The organism is Aeromonas sp. 5HA1, from assembly GCF_029237245.1.
Lineage (GTDB): Bacteria > Pseudomonadota > Gammaproteobacteria > Enterobacterales > Aeromonadaceae > Aeromonas > Aeromonas salmonicida.
Genome location: NZ_JAACFW010000001.1, coordinates 114,056 through 137,647 on the forward strand (window position 1 = coordinate 114,056; position 23,592 = coordinate 137,647).

19 protein-coding genes are annotated in these 23,592 nt (G+C 58.7%); all 19 read right to left on the reverse strand.

The features are described from left to right. Positions 1–49 precede the first annotated feature (49 nt). Entirely contained in the window at positions 50–1,384 is a 1,335-nt protein-coding gene (gene cadB / locus GWQ27_RS00475) for a cadaverine/lysine antiporter (protein WP_005312099.1), read from the reverse strand. Positions 1,385–2,054: 670 nt separating this feature from the next. After that, positions 2,055–3,590, reverse strand: coding sequence for a lysine decarboxylation/transport transcriptional activator CadC (cadC, locus tag GWQ27_RS00480; protein ID WP_275906415.1), 1,536 nt, complete (start codon positions 3,588–3,590; stop codon positions 2,055–2,057). A 402-nt stretch (positions 3,591–3,992) separates the two neighbouring features. Then, the gene (accA, locus tag GWQ27_RS00485) at positions 3,993–4,943 is read right to left on the reverse strand and encodes an acetyl-CoA carboxylase carboxyl transferase subunit alpha (protein WP_005312096.1); all 951 of its coding nucleotides are present in this window, start codon (positions 4,941–4,943) and stop codon (positions 3,993–3,995) included. A 16-nt stretch (positions 4,944–4,959) separates the two neighbouring features. Continuing rightward, positions 4,960–8,439 (reverse strand): DNA polymerase III subunit alpha, encoded by a 3,480-nt coding sequence (gene dnaE, locus GWQ27_RS00490; protein ID WP_099994727.1) that lies wholly within the window; start codon positions 8,437–8,439, stop codon positions 4,960–4,962. Positions 8,440–8,477: 38 nt separating this feature from the next. Then, complete coding sequence (gene rnhB, locus GWQ27_RS00495; RefSeq protein ID WP_059112117.1) at positions 8,478–9,068, reverse strand: ribonuclease HII; 591 nt, start codon at positions 9,066–9,068, stop codon at positions 8,478–8,480. An 80-nt stretch (positions 9,069–9,148) separates the two neighbouring features. Beyond that, positions 9,149–10,288 carry a lipid-A-disaccharide synthase gene (lpxB, locus tag GWQ27_RS00500; RefSeq protein ID WP_275906416.1) on the reverse strand — a complete coding sequence of 380 codons (1,140 nt, stop codon included), beginning with the start codon at positions 10,286–10,288 and terminating at the stop codon, positions 9,149–9,151. Beyond that, the gene (lpxA, locus tag GWQ27_RS00505; RefSeq protein ID WP_021139730.1) at positions 10,281–11,072 is read right to left on the reverse strand and encodes an acyl-ACP--UDP-N-acetylglucosamine O-acyltransferase; all 792 of its coding nucleotides are present in this window, start codon (positions 11,070–11,072) and stop codon (positions 10,281–10,283) included. The genes lpxB and lpxA overlap by 8 nt, the downstream gene beginning before the upstream one ends. A 5-nt stretch (positions 11,073–11,077) precedes the next feature. Next, the gene (gene fabZ / locus GWQ27_RS00510) at positions 11,078–11,539 is read right to left on the reverse strand and encodes a 3-hydroxyacyl-ACP dehydratase FabZ (protein ID WP_005312091.1); all 462 of its coding nucleotides are present in this window, start codon (positions 11,537–11,539) and stop codon (positions 11,078–11,080) included. 24 nt (positions 11,540–11,563) lie between these two features. Beyond that, the gene (gene lpxD, locus GWQ27_RS00515) at positions 11,564–12,583 is read right to left on the reverse strand and encodes a UDP-3-O-(3-hydroxymyristoyl)glucosamine N-acyltransferase (protein ID WP_275906417.1); all 1,020 of its coding nucleotides are present in this window, start codon (positions 12,581–12,583) and stop codon (positions 11,564–11,566) included. A 3-nt stretch (positions 12,584–12,586) separates the two neighbouring features. Beyond that, positions 12,587–13,099, reverse strand: coding sequence for an OmpH family outer membrane protein (locus GWQ27_RS00520; protein WP_219598530.1), 513 nt, complete (start codon positions 13,097–13,099; stop codon positions 12,587–12,589). 148 nt (positions 13,100–13,247) lie between these two features. After that, a complete protein-coding gene (bamA, locus tag GWQ27_RS00525) occupies positions 13,248–15,671 on the reverse strand; it encodes an outer membrane protein assembly factor BamA (RefSeq protein ID WP_219598529.1) in 2,424 nt (807 codons plus the stop codon). A 34-nt stretch (positions 15,672–15,705) separates the two neighbouring features. Further along, on the reverse strand, positions 15,706–17,058 hold the full coding sequence (rseP, locus tag GWQ27_RS00530; protein ID WP_275906418.1) for a sigma E protease regulator RseP: 1,353 nt from the start codon (positions 17,056–17,058) through the stop codon (positions 15,706–15,708). 171 nt (positions 17,059–17,229) lie between these two features. Continuing rightward, positions 17,230–18,423, reverse strand: coding sequence for a 1-deoxy-D-xylulose-5-phosphate reductoisomerase (gene ispC / locus GWQ27_RS00535; protein ID WP_275906419.1), 1,194 nt, complete (start codon positions 18,421–18,423; stop codon positions 17,230–17,232). Positions 18,424–18,490: 67 nt separating this feature from the next. After that, the gene (locus GWQ27_RS00540; protein WP_059112121.1) at positions 18,491–19,348 is read right to left on the reverse strand and encodes a phosphatidate cytidylyltransferase; all 858 of its coding nucleotides are present in this window, start codon (positions 19,346–19,348) and stop codon (positions 18,491–18,493) included. A 26-nt stretch (positions 19,349–19,374) separates the two neighbouring features. After that, positions 19,375–20,151 carry a polyprenyl diphosphate synthase gene (uppS, locus tag GWQ27_RS00545; RefSeq protein ID WP_005312081.1) on the reverse strand — a complete coding sequence of 259 codons (777 nt, stop codon included), beginning with the start codon at positions 20,149–20,151 and terminating at the stop codon, positions 19,375–19,377. 72 nt (positions 20,152–20,223) lie between these two features. Further along, positions 20,224–20,781 (reverse strand): ribosome recycling factor, encoded by a 558-nt coding sequence (gene frr / locus GWQ27_RS00550; protein ID WP_005312078.1) that lies wholly within the window; start codon positions 20,779–20,781, stop codon positions 20,224–20,226. A gap of 57 nt (positions 20,782–20,838) precedes the next feature. After that, positions 20,839–21,573, reverse strand: coding sequence for a UMP kinase (gene pyrH, locus GWQ27_RS00555; protein WP_005312076.1), 735 nt, complete (start codon positions 21,571–21,573; stop codon positions 20,839–20,841). A gap of 71 nt (positions 21,574–21,644) precedes the next feature. Further along, on the reverse strand, positions 21,645–22,526 hold the full coding sequence (gene tsf, locus GWQ27_RS00560) for a translation elongation factor Ts (protein WP_021139738.1): 882 nt from the start codon (positions 22,524–22,526) through the stop codon (positions 21,645–21,647). A 104-nt stretch (positions 22,527–22,630) separates the two neighbouring features. Beyond that, a complete protein-coding gene (gene rpsB / locus GWQ27_RS00565) occupies positions 22,631–23,359 on the reverse strand; it encodes a 30S ribosomal protein S2 (RefSeq protein WP_005312073.1) in 729 nt (242 codons plus the stop codon). Between the last annotated feature and the right edge of the window lie 233 nt (positions 23,360–23,592).

Consider the following 23,592-nt stretch of genomic DNA (forward strand, 5'->3'; position numbering starts at 1 on the left):
TCTCCATCAGGGATGGTGAGTGAAGAGCGCTCGGAAGAAGAAAAGGGAATTAGTGGCTGGCTTGCTCTTTGAGCAGGGCGTCGTGTTGACGCAGCCCCTGTTTTTTGGCGTAGAACATCAGAATGATGAGCGACACCACGAAGGTGGCAGTGAGGTTTGACCCCTTGGCGCCCATCAGGGCCACCAGACAGAAGACACAGGCGACGCCGGAGAAAATCATGGTGCCTATGCTGCGGGAGGTCATGCCCTCGAAGCGAATGAGGTTAATGCTGGAGTAGAAGTAGGGCAGCATGGTCAGCAGCACAGCATCCGTGGTCAGCACGTTGAACAGATCGGCGGCGTGAGCGGACCGGGAGGTAAAGGCGGTCAGGCCAATCATCAGCGCTGTCATCTTGAGGGAGCCGAGGATCAGGCCCTTCTTGGCCACACCGTTCTTGTCCAGCTCACCATAGATTTTCGGGAAGTTGCCATCGTTGGCGGCACGCTTGCCCGCCTCGCCTACCAGCATCATCCAGGAACCGAGCGAGGTGAAGCAGGCCAGGGCGGTGAAAGCAGAGACGAACGGCGCAGACCAGTTGCCAAAGATGGCGGAAGAGGCCATGGCAAACGGTGCGCCAGAGGCCGCCACTTCACCGGCCGGGAACATGCCGCTGATCACCTGGGTAGAGAGGATATAGATAACACCCGCGATACCCGTGCCCAGCATGGTGGCGAGGGGGACGGTGCGCTTGGGGTTCTTCACCATGCCGGAAGAGACGGCGGCAGATTCCACGCCAACGAAAGACCAGAGGCAGATGAGCACGGCACTGATGACTGCATGCAGGTCGCTGCCGCTGGTGGTGTTCCAGTTCTGGCTGTAGACGCTGGTATCAAAATGCCCCCACCCCATCACGGCAGTACCCACCACAGGCAGCAGGATCAGCACCAGACCCAGGGTACAGAGTCGGCTCACCCAGCTGCCGCCGAGCAGGTTGACGAAGGTGAAGATCCAGACTGCCGCTATGGTGGCGATGGCCGCCGGGATAGGGTTGTTGAGGATGGGGAAGAAGACCGACAGGTAAGAGACGCCGGTAATGGCGATGGCCAGGTTGCCGATCCAGTTGGCATGGTAATAGAGCACACCGGTCTGGAAACCGAACACGGGGGAGATCTCGCCAGCGTACGCAATGGGGCCACCCTCTTGCGGGTTCTTGGTGGCGAGACGGGCAAACACGAAGGCCAGGCCCATGGCACCCACCAGACAGATGGCCCAGCTGAAAATGGAAATGGAACCTATGGTAGCCAGTGCCGAAGGCAGCAGCGCTATGCCGCTCCCCATCATGTTGCCGGCCACCACACCAGTACAGGCGATGAGGCCAATCTTCTTGCTCGTATCTAGGGACATAAGATCTCCGGTTCTATAAAAGGTCGGGTCGTCACATACACATTTGGCGGAACGCCCCGCCAACGAATGGGCACAGACTAGGCCTCTCCTCCCCGGAAAACATAAGGACCCGCTAACGGATAAAAATATGAGCCAACTTTTTTCGCCGCCTCGGTACCTTTTTCAAAAAACCATTTAAAAACAGCACATTGACATCAGACGATGCAGCCATCTTGATAAAACCTTGATATCCGGCCACCCCGCTTTTGCCCCTTGATAACCCCCTTATCTCGCCGTCTTGATATTTTTCCGGGGATAAACCCGGGATAACGGGGATCGCATAGCGCCCCCTCCCCTTGCGGCCATCCAAAAGTCCCTCGAACCATCACTCCAAGTGGCCGCTCCCCCCTGTTCGCCCCTCCGCATCTCTCATCACCACCCCGGCTCAGAGGAACACCTCAGCGGCAGCGAGCAGTGCTCATGACGCAACGCCGGACAAGCGCAAATGCGGCGAGCCAGTCAAATGCGGGTGACAATGAGCAGCGGGAGATAAATCGGGATGAGCCAAACTGGCTATTCCCTTGGGCAGGCAGGCGGATTGACGCAGACAGAAACGACGCAGGCCGCCCGAAGGCAGCCTGTGGATACGGCCGGCAACAGTGCCGACCGAGGGGAAGCAAGAGCCTAAGTGTTAGAAGAGCTTCACCTTGCTCTGGCCCAGCGCATTGAACAGGGCGGGGGTGAGGGTCTCCATATTGCTGTAGAAACCGAGCTGCTGGCAGAGCAGATAGGTCTGCTCGGTCGCCTCCATCAGGAAGGCCTGACTGTAGGCATCTCCCGCCGCCTCGGGGCGACCATCCAGCTCCGCCAGCTTGCCCTGCAGTATGTAGTAGAGTACGGAGCGGCCACGGCTGGCGGCCTGCGCCAGCAGCTGACTCGCCTGCTGAGGCTGGTTGTTGAGGATGGCTTGCAGGGTCAAGGCCTCCCACACCCGAGCGGGCACGACGCCATCGCTTTGCACCACGCTGGCGAGATGAGTACCTATCCCCATCAGATGCTCACTCTCGGACTTGCCCGCCAGGGTTGCCAGCGCCTCCCCCGCTAGATAGCGCTCCGCCAGCAACAACGGCTGATCCGGCTGGACGAAAAGAGAGTTGTCGAGCAGCGCTATGCCACGCTTGAGGGCCACGGGATCCTGGCTGTTGATGTAGTACTGCGCCTCCATCATGGCCATCAGGGAAGTATCATCGGTGGGCCATCCCATGCCGGGCAAGACGTCCGGCTGATCGAGGGCCCGCAGCAGATCCTGACTGCTCGCCTGCAGCACAGCGTGTACCTTGTGACGGCTGAGCTGGTACTGGTGGCTGAACAGCACCTGATTGGTATTGATGTTGCGATACTCCAGATCCAGATAGGTGCCCCGCGGCTGGCGGGAGACCCGCACGCTCAGCTCCTTGCCGGGCAGGATGCCCCCCATCAGATTGGTGGCGCCGTACTGAACACGCAGAGGGGTAACCGCAGCCACCTCCCCCATCAGGGCACGAGTGATGCCATCGGCCAGACGCACGTTCTCGTTGTTGTCATCCATACCGGAGTGAAAGCGAAACACCAGCAAATTGGGATCCAGCATGGTGTGAACCTGGGGGCTGGCGTGCTGATAGCTGAGCATGCTGACGATGGCAACCAGGATGACGGCCACGAAGATATCGAAGCTCACCATCTTCCAGCGGCTGCGGGCATCCTTGGCGTGAGTCGAGATGGCGCGGGTCAGGGGCCCGGCGGGAAAAGGGGCGACATTGGGCAGGGCATCGTCATCGTCGGCCGTGGCGGGCGGGCTCAGATCGGAGAGGGTCGGATTGACCGCTGGCACGGGCTGCTCGTCCGCCATCAGCAGCGAAACCACCTGCAGCGGCCGCACCGATGCCACCAGCTTGTAGCCGCGCTTGGGCACGGTAACGATATAGTCGGTCGCATCAAAGCGACCATCTTTGAGGATCTTGCGCAACTCGAAGATGGACTGGGTGACCACCTGATCGGTCACCTCGGCGCCGTCCCACACCTCCTTGATCAGGGCATCGCGGCCAAACACTGTGCCCGTATGGCAGGCCAGAAACCGCAACAGATTGACTAGTCTGGGTTCAAGGTAGACCTCGCGGTCGGAGCGACACAGCATGTTGTCGTCAACCCTCAGGGTCCAGTCGTGGATCTCAAAAACCGATTCGCTCATGATTCACTCGCTGCAGATGGAGACAATGCACAATGAGAGTGACGCAAACCTGGACTGACTGAACGGCACAAGGCGCTGCCAGCGCGAGGTGGCAGAAAAAGGGAACCGGAGCAGTAAACATCGCTGTGAGTCAGTCTGGCCAGGCCATCCTGCGTACGTCTGAAGAGCATCCTTGCGGGCATTCCAATCGGGTCGATCGGAAGGGGGCCACTTTAAGCAAAACGGGAGCGGGATCCCACTTTTATTGGCCATTAACCACAGCTGAATTGATCCAACACAGGGGTTTTCGGCAAACGGGGGGCCGACTGATATCCATATGAACAGCACTTTCCCCGCGCCCAAAAAAGAAGGCCCCCGCATAAGCAGGGGCCTTTTGACGCCATTTATAGAAGCATGCCGGGCTTAGCAGTAGCCGTAGCCCATCAGGCGCTGGTAACGCTGCTCCAGCAGCTGATCGGTCTCGAGCGGACGCAGGGCATTCAGATCCTGCTTGAGACGCTCCTTCAGGCGCTGTGCCATCAGGGGCACATCACGGTGGGCACCACCGAGCGGCTCTTCGACTATGGTGTCGATGAGCTTGAGCTCTTTCAGGCGCTGGGCCGTGATACCCATGGCATCGGCGGCCACGGGAGCCTTGTCGGCGCTCTTCCATAGGATGGAGGCGCACCCTTCCGGCGAGATGACGGAGTAGGTGGAGTACTGCAGCATGTTGACGCGATCGCCCACGCCAATGGCCAGGGCCCCACCCGAGCCGCCTTCACCGATCACGGTGCAGACCACGGGCACGGTCAGACCGGCCATCACTTTCAGGTTGCGGGCGATGGCTTCAGACTGACCACGCTCCTCGGCACCCACGCCAGGGTAAGCGCCCGGGGTGTCGATGAAGGTGATGATCGGCATCTTGAAGCGCTCGGCCATCTCCATCAGACGCAGGGCCTTGCGATACCCTTCCGGGCGCGGCATGCCAAAGTTGCGCTTGATCTTCTCCTTGGTCTCGCGACCCTTCTGCTGACCAATCACCATCACGGGCTCGCCGTCGAGACGGGCGATACCGCCGACGATGGCCTTGTCATCGGCATAGGCGCGATCGCCAGCCAGCTCGTCGAAGTCGGTGAAGATGTGCTCGATATAATCGAGGGTGTAAGGACGCTGAGGATGACGCGCCATCTGGGATACCTGCCAGGCACCCAGATCGCCGAAGATCTTCTTGGTCAGCTCTTCGTTTTTCTTCTCCAGCCGGCGAATGTCTTCATTGAGATCGACAGCACTGTTGTGCTCACTCACATGACGGAGTTCATCAATCTGCGCCTGCAACTCGGCAATCGGCTGTTCAAAATCCAGAAAAAGACTCATAGGGCCTATAGATCCTCTAATCAAAAACCAATTCAACCCGCTCTCGTCCCAGCAGGACACGCAAGTCATCTATCAGTTGATCGGTGGGCGTCACCCGCCACTCGGTACCGAGCGTCAATCGCACCCGTGAGCCGGGGCGACGATAGTTTACCTGAACCGGACAGACTCCGGCACGGGCGGGTTCCAAAATCTCGCACAAACGCGGGAAAAAGCGATCATCAATCCGCTGTTCATCGAGGGAGATGCGGATTGCCCTGGCAAAACGCTCCCTCGCATCGTTGATATCCAGTAATTCACGGGCCGACATTTTAAGGCCACCGGAGAAGTCATCAAAGCTGACCTGTCCAGAAACCACCAAAATACGGTCTTTTTGCATCAATTCTTCATATTTTTCCAGCGCTTCACTGAACAGGGTCACATCCAGACGGCCGGATCTGTCGTCCAGGGTGAAGATCCCCATCTTGTTGCCACGCTTGGTCACCATGCTGCGGGCCGCGATCACCAGCCCCGCCGCCGTGGTAACCGTATCCCGGGAGGTGGGATGCAGATCGCACAGACGGCCGGACGTGTAGCGACGCAATTCGCCGCTGTACTGGTTGATGGGGTGGCCGGTCAGGTAAAGGCCGAGCGTCTCCCGCTCCCCTTCCAGCCACACCTTGTCAGGCCAGTGCGGCACGTTGGCGAACGCCTTCTTGACGTCGTCAATCTCCTGGGTCAAGACCCCGAACATGTCGACCTGACCCACGGCCTGTGCCTTGGCGTGCTGCTCGGCGGCGCGCATCGCCTCTTCCAGAGTCGCCATCAGGGCGGCGCGGTGAGGACCTAACCTGTCCATGGCGCCGGAGAGGATGAGTTTTTCCATCACCCGCTTGTTGATCTTCTTGATGTCGACCCGGTTGCAGAAGTCGAACAGATCGCGAAACGGGCCGTCCTGATCCCGAGCGCTGAGAATGGCGTCGATAGGGCCTTCCCCCACTCCCTTCACAGCCCCTATGCCGTAGACGATGTGGCCATCTTCGTTGACGCTGAACCGGTAGCGACCGGTATTCACATCCGGCGGTATCACGGTGAGCCCCATGCGCTGACATTCGTCCACCAGGGTCACTATCTTGTCGGTGTTGTCCATATCGGCGGTCATGACCGCCGCCATGAACTCGGCCGGGAAGTGGGTCTTGAGCCAGAGGGTCTGGTAGGAGACCAGCGCATAGGCGGCAGAGTGGGATTTGTTGAAGCCGTAGCCCGCAAACTTCTCCACCAGATCGAAGATCTTTACCGCCAGTTCGCCGTCGATGCCGTTCTTGACCGCCCCTTCCTCAAACCCGGATCGCTGCTTGGCCATCTCGGCCGGGTTTTTCTTGCCCATGGCCCGGCGCAGCATGTCCGCCCCACCCAGCGTATAGCCCGCCAGCACCTGGGCTATCTGCATCACCTGCTCCTGATAGAGGATGATGCCGTAGGTGGGCTCAAGGATTGGTTTGAGACTTTCGTGTTGCCACTTCTCGTCCGGGTAGGAGATCGCCTCCTTGCCGTGTTTTCGCTCGATGAAGTTGTCCACCATGCCCGACTGGAGCGGGCCCGGACGGAACAGGGCCACCAGGGCGATCATGTCTTCGAAACAGTCAGGCTGAAGCCGTTTGATGAGATCCTTCATGCCGCGGGATTCGAGCTGGAATACCGCCGTGGTCTCGAACCGCTGCAACAGATCGAACGACTTCTTGTCGTGGATGGGGATGGCGGCGATGTCGACCGGCGGCTTGCCCTCTTTGGCAAGGCGCGGGTTTATCATGCCGAGCGCCCAGTCGATGATGGTCAGGGTACGCAGCCCCAGGAAGTCGAACTTCACCAGCCCGGCGTATTCCACATCGTTCTTGTCGAACTGGGTGACAGGGTGATTGCCGGAGTCATCGCAGTAAAGCGGCGCAAAGTCGGTGATCTTGGTGGGCGCTATTACCACGCCACCTGCGTGTTTGCCGGCGTTGCGTACCACGCCTTCCAGCCGGCGCGCCATGTCGATGAGGTCTTTGACCTCCTCGTCCTGCTCATAAAGCTCGGGCAGCTTGGGCTCGGCCTCGAATGCCTTGGCCAGGGTCATGCCCGGATCAGGCGGGATCAGCTTGGAGATGCGATCGACGAAACCATAGGCGTGGCCCAGCACCCGGCCCACGTCCCGTACCACCGCCTTGGCCGCCATGCTGCCGAAGGTGATGATCTGGGACACCGCATCCCGGCCATACATGTCGGAGACGTGCTCGATCACCTCGTCCCGTCTGTCCATGCAGAAGTCGACGTCGAAGTCGGGCATGGAGACCCGCTCGGGGTTGAGGAAGCGTTCGAACAGCAGGTCAAATTCCAGCGGGTCGAGGTCGGTGATCTTGAGCGCGTAAGCCACCAGTGAACCCGCCCCCGAGCCCCGGCCCGGGCCAACGGGGATGCCGTTGTCCTTGGACCACTGGATAAACTCCATCACTATGAGGAAGTAACCCGGGAAGCCCATCTGGTTGATGACTTTCAGCTCGATCTCGAGGCGCTCGTCATACTCGCCGCGCTTGACGGCGCGCACGGCCGGATCCGGGAACAGGAAGGCGAGACGCTCTTCCAGGCCCTCTTTGGATTTGGCCACCAGAAAGTCTTCGGTGGTCATGTCACCGGTCGGGAAATTGGGCAGGAAGTATTCACCCAGACGCACTGTCACGTTGCAGCGCTTGGCGATCTCCACCGTGTTTTCCAGCGCTTCGGGGATGTCGGCAAACAGCTCGGCCATCTCCTCCTGGCTGCGCAGGTACTGCTGCGGGCTGTAACGGCGCGGGCGACGCTTGTCCATCAGGGTATAGCCATCGTGGATGGCAACCCGGATCTCGTGGGCGTCGAAATCCTCAGCGTTGAGGAACACCACCTCGTTGGTGGCCACCACCGGCAGCTCGAACTCGGTGGCAATGGCCACCGCCATGTGCAGGTAGACCTCTTCATCGGGTCGACCGGTACGCAGCAGCTCCAGGTAGTAGGCGTCGGGAAAGTGGGTCTGGTAAAAGGCGAGACACGACTCCGTCATCTGCCGGTTGCCCTTGAGCAGGAACTTGCCCACGTCCCCCTCCCGTCCACCCGAGAGCACTATGACCCCCTTGGCGTGATCGGTGAGCCACTCCTTGTCGATGACGGGACGTCCCTGCACATGGCCACGCTGATAACCGCGGGAGATGAGCAGAGTAATGTTCTGGTAGCCATCGTTGTCCATGGCCAGCAGAGTGAGGCGGAACTGCTCGTCCCCCAGCTCACTGCTTTGCACCCAGAAGTCGGCCCCGACGAGGGGCTTGATGCCCTTGCCGTGGGCGGCGCCATAGAAACGCACCAGACCGCACATGTTCATCTGGTCGGTCAGGGCCAGCGCCGGCATGTTGTTGGCCGCAGCGGCTCCGACGATGGGATTGATCTTCTGCAGACCATCGACCATGGAGAAATCGGAGTGGACGCGCAGGTGGATAAAACGGGGTTCAGCCATCGTCATACCCTCTCGTTGCTCAAACAGAAATGCATTGGCTATTCGATCCCAAGTGCATGGCGCACCGGCTTGAAACTCTTGCGATAGGCGGGCAAGGGCCCGCGCTCGGCCAGAATGGCGAGGTGCTCAGGGGTCGGATAGCCCTTGTGACGGGCGAAACCATATTCGGGATGACGGCTGTCCAGCGCTGTCATCTCCGCATCGCGGGTCACCTTGGCCAGAATCGAGGCGGCGCTGATGGCAGCCACCAGACTGTCGCCCTTGACCACGGCGCGCGCTTCCATCGGCAAGCTTGGACAACGGTTGCCGTCGATAAAGACCAGCTCAGGGGTGATGGACAAGCCCGCCACGGCGCGCTGCATCGCCAGCATGGTGGCGTGCAGTATGTTGAGCTCGTCTATCTCTTCGGGACTGGCACGGCCGATGGCCCAGGCCAGCGCCTTCTGCTTGATCTCGTCAAACAGCGCCAGACGCTTCTTCTCGGAGAGCTTCTTGGAATCGGCGAGCCCGGTGATCGGGTTGGCCGGATCCAGGATCACGGCGGCGGTGACCACGTCACCCACCAGGGGGCCACGACCCACCTCGTCCACCCCGGCAACCAGCTTGTCTTCGGGAATATCGATCATCATCTTGCAGCCTTGAATCAAAACAGGCCCCGCAGGGCCTGACATGGGGTAGATGAGCGCAGCGCTATCGGCCACCCTGCCTGTTATCTGCCGAGCAGTTCGGCCACCGCATCCGCGGCCTGCACGTCGGCGTTGCAGCGAATGCTCTGGTGCAGCCGGGTGAAGGTGGCTATGAGCTCACGGTTGTCGTGTTCCAGCAGCTTGCTGACTTCATCCACCAGATTGTCCGGGGTGCACTCGTGCTGAATAAGTTCGGGCACCAGCATCTGATCGGCCAGCAGATTGGGTAGCGACACATAGGCGGTCTTCACCAGCCGCTGAGCCAGCCAATAGCTGAACGGTTTGAGCTTGTAGCCCACCACCATGGGCTTTTTCACCAGCATGGCTTCCAGTGCTGCGGTACCTGAGGCAAGCAGCACGGCATCGGCAGCTATCATGGCTTCGCGACCCTGACCTTCCAGCAACACCATGTCGAGATCCGGCGCCAGCTCGGCCTTGATGGCCATGAACTGCGCCCGTCGCGCCTCGTTGACCAGCGGCACGATAAAGCCGAGATCCGGATAACGTACCGTCAGCCGCTTGCAGGCCTCGAGAAATACCGGTGACATGAAGCCCACCTCGGCGGTGCGACTGCCGGGTAACACGGCCAGCCAGCATCGACCCGGGTCAATGCCCAGCGCCTGGCGCACGGCAGCCTGGTCCGGTTCGAGCGGGATCGCATCGGCCATGGTGTGACCCACAAATCGGCAAGGGGCAGCAAAGCGATCGTAGAAGGCTTTCTCGAACGGCAGGAAGGCGAGCACCATATCGGTGGCGGCCTTGATCTTGTGAATGCGGTTCTGACGCCAGGCCCAGACAGAGGGACTGACATAGTGAACCGTTTTGATACCGGCGCGGCGCAGCTTCAGCTCCACCCCGATATTGAAATCCGGTGCATCCACCCCGACGAAGATGTCAGGTGGATTGGCAATGAAATGGCGCAGCAGTTCACGGCGAACCTTGAGGATGCGCGGCAGACGGCCCAGCACCTCTGTGATCCCCATGACGGAGAGCTCTTCCATCTCGAACAGGGCCTTGACGCCGAGGGCCTGCATGCGCGGCCCGGCGATCCCTTCAAACTGCGCGTCCGGATAACGGCGCTGCAGCTCGCGCACCAGGCCGGCGGCCAGGATGTCGCCGGAGGTCTCTCCGGCGACGATACCGATGCGAACGGGATCAGGCACGGATGATCCCGCGCTCATTGTCCTTGAGGAAATCCACGTAGAGCTGGACGGCCGGTTCGGTGGCCGCCATCTCGGTCAGCACGGGCAACACCTCTTCGACTGTCTTGCCGGAGCGGAAGATCTCTTTGTAGGCACGCTTGACGGCGGAGATGGCTTCAGCGCTGAAACCACGGCGACGCAGGCCTTCGGAGTTGACCCCGAACGGCTTGGCATAGTTGCCAGCGGCCATCACGTAGGGCGGCACATCCTTGTTCAGGGCGGCGCAGCCACCGATGAAGGCGTGGGAGCCAACGCGACCGAACTGGTGGATCGCGGAGAGACCGCCGAAGATCACGAAGTCACCTATCACCACGTGGCCCGCCAGGGTCGCGTTGTTGGCGAAGATGCAGTTGTCACCGATGATGCAATCATGGGCAACGTGCACGTTGACCATAAAGAGGTTGCCGCTGCCCACCCTGGTCAGGGATTGATCCTGGATGGTGCCGCGGTGCACAGTGCAGTTCTCGCGAAAGACGTTGTTGTCGCCAATCTCGAGGAAGGTGCGCTCGCCGGCGTACTTCTTGTCCTGGCAATCCTCACCGATGGAGGTGTGCTGGAAGATCTTGTTGCCACGGCCCAGTTTGGCCGGCCCCTTGATCACCACATGGGAACCTACCCAGGTGTTGTCGCCGATTTCCACCTCGGCGCCGATGACGGAAAAGGGGCCGATTTCAACCCCTTTGCCAATCACCGCAGACTCATGGACGATGGCAGTATCGTGAATGATGGCAGTCTGGTCGATCACGTGTATTAAACCTCGCGTTTGGCGCACATCAGCTCGGCGGTACAAACCACTTCACCGTTGACCGTGGCCACACCGGTGAACTTGGCAATACCGCGACGCTCTTTCAGGAACTCCACGTCGAGCACCAGCTGATCGCCAGGGCCAACCGGACGCTTGAAACGAGCGTTGTCGATGGAGGCAAAGTAATAGAGTTCGTTGGGAGACGGCTTGCCCACCATGGTAAAGGCCAGGATACCGGTGGCCTGCGCCATGGCTTCCAGGATCAGTACGCCGGGAAACACCGGCTTGGCCGGGAAATGTCCCTGGAAGATCGGCTCGTTGAACGAGACATTCTTGATGGCACGCAAGGTTTTGCGCTCATCACTGATCTCGTAATCGTCGACCCGATCCACCATCAGGAACGGATAACGGTGAGGCAGCAGATCCATGATTTCCTGGATGCCCAGGCTCTTCTTTTCAGTAGTCAAAACAGTACCCTATACCAATCGTGATTATTCTTGATCCAGCTTCTTCTCAAGCTTGCTCAACCGCTTGTGCATCTCTTCGATACGCATCACCCGGGCGGCGGTCTTGCGCCACTCTTTATTGGTTTGCAGAGGGATGCCGGAAGAGTAGACACCGGGCTCGGTAATGGGTCGCATCACCATGGCCATGCCGGTAACGGTGGCCTGATCGCAGATCTCCATGTGCCCGTTAAAGACGGAGGCGCCGCCAATGATACAGTATTTGCCGACCTTGAGACTACCAGCCATCACGGTGGAGCCTGCCACGGCGGTGCCGTAGCCGATCTCGACGTTGTGGGCGATCTGGCACTGGTTGTCGATGATGACGTTATCCGCGATGCGGGTATCTTCCAGCGCGCCGCGGTCTATGGTGGTGCAGGCACCAATCTCGACCCGGTTGCCGATAGTCACGCCACCGAGCTGGGGGATCTTGATCCACTCGCCACGCTCATTGGCATAACCGAACCCATCGGCCCCGATCACTGTGCCGGATTGAACCAGACAGTCGGAACCCATGGTGATGTTGTGATACAGGGTGACGTTGGCCCACAACCGGGAGCGCGCTCCCAGTCGGGTATTCTTGCCAACAAAACAGCCAGGGCCTATGCGTACGTCATCCCCCAGCACGACGCCGGATTCGATCACTGCATTGGCCCCGATGGCCACTCTCTCGCCCAGTTGCACGTCAGCCGCAATGGCGGCGCTCGGATGGATATCCGTGGCCGGCTGCGGTGTGGTGTCCAGCAGTTGGGCTACCCGGGCAAACCCCACATAGGGGTCTTTGAGTACCAGGGCATTGGTGGGACAAAATGGCAGATCCGCTTCTGTAATGAGCACGGCCGAGGCCTTGCTCTGCTCCAGATAATGCCGGTACTTTTTATTGGACAGGAAGGTGATATCCCCCTCCCCGGCCTTTTCCAGTGTCGCTACCTTGCGGATTTCCAGGGTTCCGTCGCCATGGATCTCGGCCCCCAGTTGCTGGGCCAGCTGTGCGAGAGTGAATGCCATCAATTAGTTGCTCTTGCTTACCTGAGAAATAACTTGGGCAGAGATGTCCAGCTTGCTGGCGGCATAGGGCGCAGCATTGCGCTCAAGCACCAGATCGTAGCCATTGCTCTTGGCGATGGAATCGATGGCAGCCTGTACCTTGGTCAGGATCTTGTTGCGCTCTTCGGACTGACGACGACCGTTGTCCTGCTCAAACGCTTGACGCTTCTGGTTGAACTCCATCTGCAGCTTGGCCAGTTTTTCCTGGTTCTGCTTCTTCTGATCGGCGCTCATGAAGGCTTCATCCTTCTTGAACTTCTCGACCAGTTTCTGACCGTCGGATTCCAGCTTCTGCAGTTCACGCATGCGCGGCTCGAATTCACCTTTCAGCTTCTTGGAAACAGCTTCACGCTGGGGCAGCTTCTGGAAGATTTCGCCCATGTCGACCACGGCGATCTTGGTGTCAGCCAAGGCGGAGCCCATGCCGGCAGCCATCAGTGCAAAACTCAAACCAGCTACTTTCAACGCTTTATTCACACTAACTCCTTGTTCCCTCATGTGAGGGCAACCTGATTTACCTGATTATGCAAGTGGTACCCGGACCGACTTGTTACCTGGTGAGGCACGCAAGCTGCGCGTCCCATCATTGAATACCCCCACCGGCTGGGTGGGGGCGCGTCCGTCCTTAGAAGGTACGGCCGATATTGAACGAGAAGAACTCTGTCCTGTCCCCTTCGTACTCCTTGAGCGGACGGGCAATCGCGAACACCAGGGGTCCCATGGGGGAGAGCCACTGCAGCGACAGACCGGCCGAGGCACGGTAGTTGGTCGGGTCCGAATAGTCGGTCAGATAGTTGCAACCACTGAAACAGCGGTTCTGGTACTGGGCATAGTCAAAAGTGGTATCCCACACTGAACCGGCGTCGATGAAGAAGCTGGTACGCAACTGAGGCTGATAGGTTTCAGACGCAAACGGCGTCGGTACTATCATCTCGAGGGACGCCACCGCCAGGGCATTGCCCCCCACCGAGCTGTCGGTGCCCTGAATGACGTCGTTACCGCTCAGGTTGTAGTAGTAGAGCGCCTTCGGACCTACAGTGTTGCTCTTGAAGCCACGCAGCGTGTCGAAACCACCGGCGAAGTAGTTCTCGAAGAACGGCAGGACGTGATCATAGCTGCCGTTGCTGCCATAACCGTTGCCGTAAGAGGCGCGGGCCTTGGCCATCAACACCCATTTGTGGTCCGCATCGAACGGGAAGTAGTGAGCATCTTCGGCGTTCAGCTTGAAGTACTGCAGATCCATGCCGGGCACTGTCACCTTGGCGTTAACACGCTGACGGTCACCGGCGGTCGGGAACATTCCCTTGTTGAGAGTTGAACGGGTCCATCCGGCGGTGACGTCAACGGTGTTGAACACCATGCGGTTGTCGCCATCCTTGTTCTTGCTGTACACCTTCCAAAACTCGTCCACCTGCAGATAGGGGTTGGGCTGGGACAGTTTGTTGTTCTCGACCCCGAGGCTGAAGTCGAGGCGGTTGTTCTCGTTGACCGGGAAACCACTGGAGAGGCGGAAACCAATCGTGGTGTTTTCATAGTCGACGATGTTGGCATCGGCCGCACTGAACTGGTTGTAGTAGAGGCGGCCACCCAGGCTGACACCGTCCACGGTGAAGTAGGGATCGTTGTAGCTGAGGTCGACGCTCTTGGAGTACTTGTTGGTACTGGCGGAGATACCGATCTTCTTGCCGGTACCCATGAAGTTGTCCTGCTGCAGGCCTGCCTGCAGGCTCAGGCCCGATTCGGTACCATAACCCACACCGGCGTTGATGGAGCCAGCTGGCTGCTCCTTGACCTTGAAGTCGAGATCGACCTGATCATCGCTGCCCGGCACCCGCTTGGTGTCCACTTCCGCGGTTTCAAAGAAGCCGAGACGGTTGAGACGGGTCTTGGACTGCTCGACGCTATCGGAGGAGAGCCAGGTGCCTTCCATCTGACGCATTTCGCGGCGCAGCACTTCATCCTGGGTGGTGACGTTGCCGCTGAAGTTGATGTTGCGCACATAGACACGGGGACCCGGCTCTATGTTGACGATCAGCTCCACTTCCTTGGTTTCGTCGTTGACCTGGGGGAAGGTGACCACTTTCGGGTAGGCATAGCCGTAACGACCGAGGAACTTGGAGAGCACCTCTTCAGTGTGGGTTACCTGACTGGCGGAGTAGGTGCTGCCTGCCCCTATGGGGATCAGGCCCTTCATCTCGCCACCACGGTCGATCAAATCGCCCTTGAGCTGAACGCCGGAGACCTTGTACTGATCCCCTTCCTTGACGTTCAGTGTCACGTAGACCCCCTTCTTGTCAGGGGTCATGGAGACCTGGGTCGACTCCTGGGCGAAGCGGATATAACCGCGATCCATGTAGTAGGAGCGCAGGGTTTCGATGTCGCCGGCCAGTTTCTGTTTCTGGTAACGCTGGTCACCGGTGAAGTTCCACCAGGGCACATCGTCCTTGAGGGAGAGCTGGGCCAGCAGTTTCTCTTCCGGGAACACATTGTTGCCAACTATGTTGATCTGCTGGATCTTGGCCGCTTCCCCTTCCACGAAGGTGAACTTGAGGTCGACCCGGTTGCGCGGCAGCGGGGTGACGATGGCCTTGACCTTGGCGGAGTATTTGCCCACGCCGTAGTAGAAATCTTCCAGACCCTTTTCGAGGGAGCTCAGCACGGTACGATCCAGCGGATCACCCACCCGGATGCCGGAGGACTCCAGGCTCTGGGTCAGCTGCTCTTCCTTGATATCCTTGTTGCCTGAAAATTCGATGCTGGAGATGGTCGGCCGCTCCTTGACCGCCACTTGCAACACCTGGCCGTCACGGTAAACCTTCACATCCTCGAAGTTACCGGAGGAGTAGAGCTTTTTGATGGCGTTGGCCAGGGTCACGGAATCGACGGTGTCGCCAACCCGGATCGGCAGGTTCAACAGGGCGGCCCCCAGCGTTACACGCTGCAAGCCGTCGACCTGGATATCTTGCACCACAAAAGAGGCAGGGGCCGCCTGGGCCAGGAAACTGGCACCCAGCAGGCAACTCAACACCAATGCTTTTTTAACAGCCATTTTGTTCTTGTGTGTCCTTGTTGATGCTCTGGCCTCAGAGGCGAGCGAAATCATTAAATAGCGCAATGCCCATCAGTAACATCAGAATGGCGGCGCCGATCCTGAAACCCACTTCCTGAATCTTGTCTGATACCGGCTTGCCGGTGACTGCCTCGATGAGGAAGTAGACCAGATGGCCTCCGTCCAGCACCGGCAGGGGAAACAGGTTGATGATCCCCAGGTTGACGCTGATCAGCGCCAGAAAGCCGAGGAAATAGACCAGACCGTAATCGGCACTGCTGCCTGCCCCCTTGGCAATGGAGATGGGACCGCTCAGGTTATCCAGGGAGACGATGCCACCAATCAGCTTGCCAATCATGTCAAAGGTCAGCGTGGTCAGGCTCCAGGTCTTCTGGGCTCCCTGCCACAGGGCCTGCAAAGGCCCATACTGTAACAGAATTCGATACTCATCCGGTAATGGAACCAATTGCGGTGACAAGCCGACAAAACCGACCAGCTGGCCACGCACTTTTTTCACATCCGGAGTCAGGGTCAAGGTCAGTTCACTGCCTGCCCGCTCCACCACGACCTGCAATGGCTGCTCGGGAGATTGCTGGACCTGGTGCACGAACTGGGTCCACTCGGTGACCTCCTGCTCGCCCACCCGCTTGATGCGATCGCCGACCAGGATACCGGCCTTCTCACTGGCGCTCGCAGGCACTATGGCCTCGACCACGGGCAGTACCTTGCCGCCGAGGGGCACTATCCCCAGGCTGCCGACGGGGGACTCTTTGTCCGGATCGAAGGTCCAGCTATCCAGCATCAGCGTCTTGTCGACGGCGTAGCTGGCGCCTGGCGCCTTCAGCTTGAGCTGAACGGCATCATCGCCCAAGTGGCTGATGAGGGCATAAGTCACGCTCTCCCAGTCACCGGTCGCCTTGTCGCCGACACCGACGATCTCCATGCCGGGTTCGACCCCGGCCGCCGCCACAATGGAGGCGGGACGCACCTCCCCCACCACGGGTTTAACGGCAGGGACACCGATCATGAACATCAGCCAGAGGGCAAACAGGGCAAACACAAAGTTCGCCATGGGGCCCGCTGCCACTATGGCCATCCGCGCCCAGACACTCTTGTGATTGAAAGCAAATTGCTCATCGCCGGGTTTGAGCTCATCGACCCGACCATCCAGCATCTTGACGTAACCGCCGAGCGGGATCAGTGCCAGCACATATTCGGTGCCATCCTTGCCCATCCGGCGCCAGATAGCCTTGCCAAACCCGATGGAGAAGCGCTCGACCTTGACGCCGCAACGGCGGGCCACCCAGAAATGGCCAAATTCATGCACCGCAACCAGCAATCCGAGGGCGATGATAAAGGCACCAATGTTCCACAGCACGCCGCCCATCAGCCTATCACCTCGAGATCACACCCATTCGAATCATCGAAGGAGGCAGTAACAAAGGCAGGTTTGTCATTCCACAGCACAGCACTCATCAGCCAGTTACCTCGATTTCATGCATGGTCCGGTACCCAAAGGCAACGATAAAGGCAGCACAATGCCACGAAATACCACTCATTAGCTAAGCTCCTCAATCAAATTGTGAGCACGGGCACGGGCCGCACCATCCAGCGCAATCAAATCATCCAGCGAACCCACAGCGGAACTCCCCAGCGTCACCATGGTGGCCTCATTGACTCTGGCAATATCCATAAAACCGATCCGCTCTGCAAGGAAAGCCGCAACGGCCTCTTCATTGGCGGCATTGAGCGCCGTGGTCGCCGCCTGCCCTTGCTGACAGGCACTCATGGCCAGTGCCAGGCAGGGATAACGCTCATAATCGGGCCGGATAAAGCTGAACTCTCCGACACTGAAGAAATCCAAAGGTTCCACGCCGGACTCAACTCGAGCCGGATAGGCCAGGGCGTGCGCTATGGGGGTACACATGTCCGGATTGCCAAGTTGGGCCATCACTGAGCCGTCCTTGTACTGCACCATGGAGTGGATCACTGACTGGGGATGGATCACCACCTGGATCTGCTCGGGCGCGGCGTTGAATAGCCAGCGCGCCTCTATGTACTCCAGCCCCTTGTTGATCATGGTGGCGGAGTCGACCGAGATCTTGGCTCCCATGGACCAGTTCGGGTGGGCGATGGCCTGGGCCGGCGTGACCTGTGCCAGCGCATTGATATCGGTATAACGAAACGGACCGCCTGAGCCGGTCAGCAGTATCCTGCTGATGCCCGCCCCTGCCAGATCGCAGTAGCCGGGCTGGCGCTGAATGGCTTCGGGCAGGCACTGAAAAATCGCATTGTGTTCGCTGTCGATGGGCAGCAGCTCGGCGCCATGCTCGCGCACCGCCTCCATGAAGAAGGCCCCGGACATCACCAGCGCCTCCTTGTTGGCCAGCAGGATCCGCTTGCCGGCACGCACTGCGGCCATGGTCGGTGCCAGACCCGCCGCACCGACGATGGCCGCCATCACGCTGTCGGCATCGGGGTGAGCGGCCACGTCACACAGAGCAGCAGGACCGGACAGCACCCGCGTCGCGCTACCGTGGGTCTTGAGCTGACCGGCCAGCTCGGCGGCAGCCGCCTCATCCACCATGACGGCAAAACGGGGGGAAAACTCGAGACAGTCCCGCACCATGGCATCCACGCTGCGAGCGGCGGTGAGCGCCAGTACTTGCCAGCGCCCGGGATTGCGGCGCAGCACCTTGAGGGTGCTCTGCCCGATGGAGCCGGAAGCCCCCAGGATCACCAGGTTATGCATCAGAACTCCTGCTTGAGTAACAAACCAATGGAGCCGGAAGCGCTCAAAACCATCAGCAAGATGTGCATCAGAACTCCTGACTGAGTAACAGATAACTGAGCAGGAAGACTGGCAGGGCCGCGGTCAGGCTGTCGATCCGGTCGAGGATACCACCATGACCGGGCAATAGAGTGCCAGAATCCTTGATGCCTGCCTCCCGCTTGAACATGCTCTCGGTGAGATCGCCGAGCACGGAAGCCAGCACGGCCAGCAAGGAGCAGAACAGCACTATCGCCATCTTGGCGGGTACAAAGCCCATGAACCAGGTCACACCGACCGCCAGCAGGCTGGCAGTAAAGAGACCACCGCACATGCCTTCGATGGTTTTACCCGGGCTGACGGCCGGCGCCAGCTTGTGTTTGCCAAAGGCCTTGCCGAAAAAATACGCGCCAGAATCTGCCGCCCAGACCAGCCCCATGACGAACAACAGGATCCAGGCCCCCATCATGGGGTCGTGATAGAAGTTGTAACCACGAATGGCCACCAGGGACCAGAAGAAGGGCACCAGGGTCACCAGACCAAACAGGGATTTGAGCCAGATGGACTCTTTCCACAGCCTGGCGCTCCGGGGATAGCGCAATACCAGCAGCAGCCCCAGCAGCCACCAGCTGACGGCGGTCCAGAGCACGCCCATTACCAGCGGATGCAGATGGGGGGTCCAGAGCTGATCGACCGGCAGCCAGAACAGGCTGGCACCGAGCAACAGACAGAACACCAGCGGCAACCATTGCTGCGGCTGGGCAGAGACGAAGCCACTCCACTCGCGGCTGGCCAACAGAAACACCAGAGCTGCCAACAGGGCAAAGAACTTCAACGGCAGGAAAAATAGCGCTCCCAACACCAGGGGAACAAGCAGTAATGCGGTAATAATTCGTTGTTTTAGCAAAAGAAACCTCTCTCTTGGGAGGGGATTTAGCCGGTCTGATGCTCGGCGATCAATTCCCGTATCTGTTCACCCGTACACCCGAAGCGACGCTCGCGGGCAACGAAAGAGGCAACGGCCTCACTGAACTCGGCCTCGTTGAAATCGGGCCACAATACCGGGGTAAAATAGAGCTCGGCATAGGCGAGCTGCCATAACACAAAATTGCTGATGCGATGATCGCCGCCGGTCCGGATCAGCAGATCCACAGGTGGTAAATCAGCCATGCAGACCTGCTCGGCCAGCAGGGACTCATCGATGGCATCGGCATCCAGCTCGCCTGCCGCCACGGCTCGGGCCAGCTTGCGGGCCGCCTGGGCGATATCCCACTGACCACCGTAATTGGCAGCAATGTTGAGGGTCAGCCCCTTGTTGTCTGCAGTCAACGCCTCGGCCTTGGCGATCCTGGCCTGCAAGCGCTCGCTGAAACGGGCGGTATCGCCGATCACCTTGAGCCGGATCCCGTTGCTGTGCAGTTGCTTGACCTCGCGGCCCAGCACTGTCATGAAGAGTTCCATCAGGGCACTGACCTCCCCTTCCGGACGCCGCCAGTTCTCACTGGAGAACGCAAACAGGGTCAACGCCTCTATCTTGGCGCGCGCGGCAAACGTCACCGCCTCACGAACAGACTTCACGCCCGCCTTGTGGCCATAGACCCGCATCTTGCCACGGTTCTGAGCCCAGCGCCCGTTGCCATCCATGATGATGGCTACATGACGAGGCAAGGACGAATTGGCACAATCACCTAACGCTGCCAAAAGCGACATTCATTTCTCCCACAAAGACAAAAGCGCCGTGCAGGGGCACTACACGGCGCTCGTAATATACCTGTCAGAGGCTTAGATTTCCATTAGCTCCTTTTCCTTCGCGGCCAGGGCGTCATCCACCAGCTTGATGAAGGAATCGGTGAGTTTCTGGATCTCTTCCTGGGCACGACGGTCATCGTCTTCGGAGATTTCTTTGTCTTTGAGCAGTGCTTTCAGATCGGCGTTGGCATCACGACGGATGTTGCGCACGGCCACACGGGCACCTTCCGCTTCAGCACGGACGATCTTGGTCAGATCGCGGCGACGCTCTTCGGTCAGCGGCGGCAGGGGCACACGCAGGGTCTGACCGTTGCTGGACGGATTCAGGCCCAGATCGGAGGTCAGGATGGCCTTTTCTACCGCCTGGATCATGGAACGGTCAAAAATGGAGATGGACAGGGTGCGGGCATCTTCTGCCACCACGTTGGCCAACTGTTTCAGAGGAGTGGCAGCACCGTAATACTCAACCTGGATACCGTCGAGCAGGCTCGGGTGAGCACGGCCGGTACGGATCTTGGACATCTGGGTCTTGAGCGACTCTACGCTCTTGGCCATACGGTCCTTGGCGTCGTTTTTAATCTCGTTGATCACAGTGGTTTTCCTTTTGGCGAACGAGCCATCACGCGGCTCGTGTCTATCATATTTATCTTATTTGCCGATGTGGTGGATCAGCGTGCCTTCCGGCTCACCCATGATAACCCGACGCAATGCACCCGGTTTGTTCATGTTGAACACGCGGATCGGCAGATCGTGGTCACGGGCCAGAGTAAAGGCTGCAAGATCCATCACCTTGAGCTCTTTTTCAAGCACTTCGTTGTAGCTGAGCTCATGATACAGCACGGCGTCCGGATTCTTAACCGGATCCTCGTTGAATACGCCATCGACCTTGGTCGCCTTGAGCACAACATCGGCTTCGATCTCGATGCCACGCAGGCAGGCTGCAGAATCGGTGGTAAAGAAGGGGTTGCCGGTACCGGCAGAGAAAATCACCACTTTGCCGGCGCGCAGCTGGCTGATGGCCTCGGCCCAGCTATAGGAATCGCAAACACCCTGCAGGGAGATGGCAGACATCAGACGGGCATTCACATAAGCACGATGCAGGGCATCACGCATGGCCAGACCGTTCATCACGGTAGCCAACATACCCATGTGGTCGCCCACCACGCGGTTCATGCCCGCTTTGGCAAGACCGGCACCACGGAACAAGTTGCCGCCACCGATGACCAGACCGACCTGAACACCCAACTCAACCAGTTCCTTGATCTCTTGGGCCATCCGCTCCAGCACAGCTGGATCAATGCCAAAACCCTCGGATCCTTGCAGGGCTTCACCACTCAACTTCAGAAGAACACGTCTGTATGCAGGCTTGGGATTGGTACTCATGTCACTGATTCCTGGTCATATAAAGACCGCGACATAAGTCGCGGTCTGGGGAAACGGAAAAACCGGTTCGATTAGGCCTTCTGAGCGGCCGCGATTTGGGCTGCTACTTCAGCAGCGAAATCGGTCTCTTGCTTCTCGATGCCTTCGCCCACTTCGAAACGGGTGAAGGAGACAACGTCAGCGCCTTCTTTCTTCAGCAGCTCGGCAACGGTCATGGAAGGATCCTTCACGAACGGCTGACCAGTCAGGGAAACCTCACCGGTGAACTTCTTCATGCGGCCTTCAACCATCTTCTCGGCGATCTCTTTCGGCTTGCCGGAGTTGATGGCGATGTCGATCTGAATTTCGCGCTCTTTGGCAACGACTTCAGCAGACACGTCTTCAGGCTTGACGAACTGCGGGCTGTTGGCAGCAACGTGCATGGCCAGATCTTTGGCCAGCTCGGCAGTACCACCGGTCAGCTTGGTGATAACACCAATGCGGGAACCGTGAACGTAGGTGCCCAGGTTGTCACCTTCAACCAGCATCACGCGACGCAGGTTCATGTTCTCACCGATCTTGGCGATCAGGTTGGTGATGGTCAGTTCGACGGACTCACCGTTACCGAAGTCAGCCGCTTTCAGTGCGTCAACGTCAGCAATTTTCTGGGTCGCAGCGATATCGGCGATCTTCTGGCCCATTGCCATGAAGCTGGCATCTTTGGCGACGAAGTCGGTTTCGCTGTTCAGCTCGATCATGACGGCAACGTTGCCTTCGGTACGAGCAAAGATCACGCCTTCAGCAGCGATACGGCCTGCTTTCTTGGCGGCCTTGGCCTGACCGGATTTACGCATGTTCTCGATTGCCAGCTCGATATCACCAGCGGCTTCTTCCAGCGCTTTTTTGCAATCCATCATGCCAGCGGCAGTGCGCTCGCGCAGTTCTTTTACCAGGGCGGCAGTAACGTTAGCCATGTCCAGTATCCTCGGTCTTGAATTGACAAGAAACAGGGGCCACAAGGGCCCCTGCTAACCAATTACATCAGCTTGGTTAATAAGGGCTTTACAGTCCTTATCAATTACTCAGCTTCAACGAAGCCATCTTGTTCAGCTTGAACAACGATGTCCTGAGCGCGAGCTTCCAGTACGGTGTCAGCAGCAGCATTCAGGTACAGCTGTACGGCACGGATAGCATCGTCGTTACCCGGGATGACGTAATCAACGCCGTCCGGGTTGGAGTTGGTATCAACGATGGAAACTACCGGGATACCCAGGTTGTTGGCTTCTTTGATAGCAATGTGCTCGTGGTCGGCATCGACAACGAACAGCACGTCAGGCAGGCCGCCCATGTTCTTGATACCACCCAGGCTCTTCTCGAGCTTGTCCATTTCGCGAGTACGCATCAGCGCCTCTTTCTTGGTCAGCTTTTCGAAGGTACCGTCCTGGCTCTGGGTTTCCAGATCTTTCAGACGCTTGATGGACTGACGAACGGTTTTCCAGTTGGTCAGCATGCCACCCAACCAGCGGTGGTTGACATAGAACTGGTCACAACGACCGGCGGCATCTTTTACGGCTTCAGACGCGGCACGCTTGGTACCTACGAACAGTACCTTGCCTTTCTTGGCAGCTACGGAGCTGATGAAGTTCATGGCATCGTCAAACATCGGAACGGTTTTTTCCAAGTTGATGATGTGAACCTTGCTGCGGGCACCGAAGATGTAGGACTTCATTTTCGGGTTCCAGTAACGAGTCTGGTGACCGAAGTGAACGCCGGCTTGCAGCATGTCGCGCATAGAAACTTTAGCCATTATATACCTCTGTATTGGGGTTAGGCCTCCACACATCCCATGTAACCGACCCCAAAGGGGCACCCCGGTACAGGTGTCGATGTGTGTGTGTTATTGATTAAGGGTGATGAAATGGTGGACGCAAGTTCCCCATTCCGGCGCGCTTTATACCATACCTTTGCTCAGGACACCACCGACCACAGTGCTAAAAATGGATCCCTGCGCGCAATGCTGACCAGAGGATTTGACGTTGT